The following is a 2,758-nucleotide window of genomic DNA, read 5'->3' as shown; positions in this document are numbered from 1 at the left end:
ATTTTTCCAAATATCCTTATGACTCACTCCAATCCATCTTTCTGTTCCCACAACCCTTCACCACACCGTATTCCGCTCCTCGTCACGCAAAAAACAGACCGTACAACCTATGTTCCATCACATACGCCATACTGCCTGTTTTCATTTTTATCTTAATAAAATCACCAAATAGCTTTCTACAGCACCAGAAACAGCCAGCTCTTTCTTCCAATCCCAGAAATACCCAACTGCGTTCCGGTCAAGAATACCATGCCCCACGCCATCACAAAAACGGCTGCCACCTCCACATTCTTCCTGTGGAAGTGACAGCCTGATGATTCTTTCATCCTCCGTCTGACGCACTATCTGTCCGATGAGAAACTGGCGTCAACCGTTTGATTAGTTTTCTTCTGCTTCCTGATTCTCAAGAGCTTTCATGCTCAGGCTGATCTTGCGGTCTGCCTCGTTGAAATCAACTACCTTAGCAGTGATAACCTGTCCTACGCTCAGTACGTCGGATGGTTTGTCAACATGCTCTCTGGAAATCTGGGATACGTGAAGAAGTGCATCTACACCTGGCTCCAGCTCAACGAATGCGCCAAAATCAGTCATACGTGCTACCTTGCCTTCTACTACGTTGCCTACAGCATATTTCTCAGCTGCGTTTGCCCACGGATTGCTCTCCGGGAACTTTAAGCTCAGAGCGATCTTCTCGCCGTTGATATCTTTGATCAGAGCTTTTACTTTATCGCCTACTTTGAAAACCTTCTTCGGGTTCTCAACTCTGCCCCAGGACATCTCAGAGATGTGAAGCAGACCGTCAGCGCCGCCAAGGTCGATAAATGCACCGAAATCAGTTACATTCTTAACAACACCTTCTACGGTCTGACCAACAGCGATCTTCTCGAATAATTCTTTCTGCATAGCAGCTTTCTTCTCAAGCAGGATCTGCTTGCGGTCGCCGATGATACGGCTTCTTCTGCCGCTCGGATTGAACTCGGTAACTACGAACTCAATCTCCTGACCTGCGTACTTGGATAAGTCTTTATCATAAGTATCAGAAACCATGCTTGCCGGAATGAATACACGGGTTCCCTCAACCTCTACTACGAGGCCTTTCTCCATAACCTGTGTAACTTTCTCTTTCAGAACTTCCTTGTTCTCGAAAGCTTCTTTCAGACGTTTCAGACCCTTATCAGCAGCCAGTCTCTTGTAAGATAAAGCAGCCATGCCCTCTCCGTCGTTTACTTTCAGAACTTTTGCTTCCAGTTCGTCGCCGACCTGAACTTTGGTTCTAAGATCTACGCCCGGCTCATTGGTGAATTCGCTTCTTGTGATGATGCCTTCGGATTTGCTTCCAGCGATGCTGAGAATGATTTCGTCTTCCTTGACACCGATAACCTGACCGGTAACAGCCTCTCCTGTACGTAATCTCTTGAATGATGATTCTTCAAACATTTGTTCAAAACTTAATTCTGACATTAGTATGAACCTCCTCGATAATTTGATTTGGGGTCGATGCCCCGGCTGTAATACCTACGCTGCGCACAGTACCTGTTATCTCAGGCTTGAAATCTTCCAGTGTCTGAATGTAGTAAGTGTGTTTACATTCCCTGCGGCAAATCTCATACAACTTTTGTGTGTTAGAACTGTTTCGTCCTCCGATAACAATCATAACATCCACCTGTGAAGCTATCTGCCTCGCCTCAACCTGTCTCTCCTGTGTTGCATTGCAAATCGTATTTAAAACAAGTATATCATAATACGTTTTTGAAATTTTTTCAACTAAATCTTGAAATTTATTGTAGTTAAATGTCGTCTGCGCCACGATACAGAGCTTTTCATCCGGTCTGAGTGCCAGATGTTCAAATTCCTCCAGTGACTCGACTGCCAGAGTATACTCATTTCCCCAGCCTTTTATACCCTCGACCTCCGGGTGGTGCTCATTTCCCACGATAATCACGCGGCGTCCGGCTTCGCACTGTTCCCGGACAATCTTGTGGATCTTTTTGACAAATGGACAGGTCGCGTCCACAAGCTCCAGTCCCTGGCGTTCCAGGAGTTCATAGATCTCCCTGCCTACGCCGTGGGAACGGATGACGACCACGCCTTCTTTCAGGGCTTCCAGTTCCTCCTTCGAATGGATGACCTGTACGCCCTTCTCTTCCAGATCCTGCACCACCTCTTCATTGTGGATGATGGGACCGTAGGTATAGATCTGCTTCTTCCCCGTCGCTATCTGATCATATACCTTCTCGACTGCCCGCTTCACGCCAAAGCAGAAGCCAGCCGTCTTCGCAACTGTGATTTCCATGTTCCTGCCCGCCATTCCTCCTATTCCTCATCGTCTTGGATAAATAAATCCCCTCTGTCTCCTTCATAAAATCCACCTTTGCTCCTGTCTCTCATAGCATCCCGCGAATTCTCCAGAATAGAAATTCTTCCACCTTTAATCGGCAACTCATTTACCCTCATTGTTATAGTTTATCATACTTTAGACTGCTGGTAAAGTCTAAATCGACGTAAAATTATATAAAATTTACACGATTAACTGATTTTACAACCGCATTTTGGAATTTACGCCGCATTCAGTCCCTGTCTTCGGAAATTGCCGTTACTCCTTTTGCCTCCCGGCAGCCGGATCGGTGTCCGGATCATCCGACCGGATGCCTGCCAGACGCATAAACTCACGCATCGCCGCCGTCACATAACGCCCCCGCTTGACCGAAAATGTGATCTCCCGCTCAGACAGCGGGTCGTCCAGCTTATAATAGACCAG

Annotated in this window: 3 protein-coding genes and 1 pseudogene (1 of these 4 cut by a window edge); all 4 read right to left on the bottom strand. The window is 46.8% G+C overall.

The window, feature by feature from the left end; all coding sequences use genetic code 11:
- Positions 1 to 179 precede the first annotated feature (179 nt).
- A pseudogene (locus tag QVO97_RS11315) lies at positions 180 to 272 on the bottom strand (EamA family transporter); the annotation flags it as partial.
- Between the two features lie 106 nt (positions 273 to 378).
- Positions 379 to 1,461 carry a 30S ribosomal protein S1 gene (gene rpsA, locus QVO97_RS11310; RefSeq protein ID WP_022360427.1) on the bottom strand — a complete coding sequence of 361 codons (1,083 nt, stop codon included), beginning with the start codon at positions 1,459 to 1,461 and terminating at the stop codon, positions 379 to 381.
- Complete coding sequence (gene ispH, locus QVO97_RS11305) at positions 1,442 to 2,293, bottom strand: 4-hydroxy-3-methylbut-2-enyl diphosphate reductase (RefSeq protein WP_288189721.1); 852 nt, start codon at positions 2,291 to 2,293, stop codon at positions 1,442 to 1,444. The genes rpsA and ispH overlap by 20 nt, the downstream gene beginning before the upstream one ends.
- Before the next feature lie 300 nt (positions 2,294 to 2,593).
- Positions 2,594 to 2,758, bottom strand: partial view of a LysR family transcriptional regulator gene (locus QVO97_RS11300; protein WP_022360425.1) — the end only. The gene runs 849 nt beyond the window's last position; the window shows 165 of its 1,014 coding nt (coding positions 850-1,014); the start codon falls outside the window, past its right edge — the gene reads right to left on this strand; its stop codon occupies positions 2,594 to 2,596.

The organism is Clostridium sp. CAG:43, from assembly GCF_000434655.1.
GTDB classification, from domain to species: Bacteria; Bacillota; Clostridia; order Lachnospirales; family Lachnospiraceae; genus Otoolea; species Otoolea fessa.
This window is presented reverse-complemented; position numbering and strand designations above follow the sequence as displayed.